General features: G+C 50.3%; 1 protein-coding gene. It reads left to right on the forward strand.

The genetic code is table 11. From position 1 onward, the window contains the following. Positions 1 to 265: 265 nt before the first annotated feature. A partial coding sequence (locus ACR0KC_RS22240) for a TetR/AcrR family transcriptional regulator (RefSeq protein ID WP_480796379.1) occupies positions 266 to 660 on the forward strand: 395 nt, incomplete at its 3' end.

Raw genomic sequence — 660 nt, forward strand, 5'->3', positions numbered from 1 at the left:
TCACCATCGAGCACATAAAAGCTCTCATCTTCGCCAGCGTGATGATTAGGCGGCGCACCGGCACCAGGCGCCGTCTTTATCTCAATGATAGTACAACGATCTCCGGTCTCACTGGGAAAGGCGTGAAAGGTCAAAAGGTTCCCAAGAAGATGATAAATTCGCGGGCGAGGTTCTGTCATTGCTGCGACTCCCTTTACTTGAATAACACTGCGCTTATGATACACATATCTACTTATGAGACAAGTGTATCACAAAGGGATTGAGATTGGCGCCTCGTACAAATCAAATCAACCGGACGCGAGAAGCACTTCTTTCGGCAGCACGTGACCTGATGTCGGAAGGCAAGGAAGTCACGCTGGCAAAAGTCGCTGAACGCGCCAAAACCAGCCGTGCGACGGTCTATCGCTACTTTTCTGACCCAAGTGTCTTGGCTTTGGACGCGACGCTCGATCTTGAAGTTACTCCAACGTCAGAACTTCTCGAGGGGCTGAATAACGTCAGGAGCCGTGTACATGTCGTTGCGCGTTACTATCTGGATTTTTCTCGGGTTCATGAGGCGCACTTCAGGCAGTTTCTGGCTGAATCACTCAAGGCATCACTTGAGGAAGGAACGGTTAAAATGCGTGGCGCTAGAAGAGTGACGGCTTTTTCTGAAGCACT

The organism is Ruegeria sp. CF3, assembly GCF_056537365.1.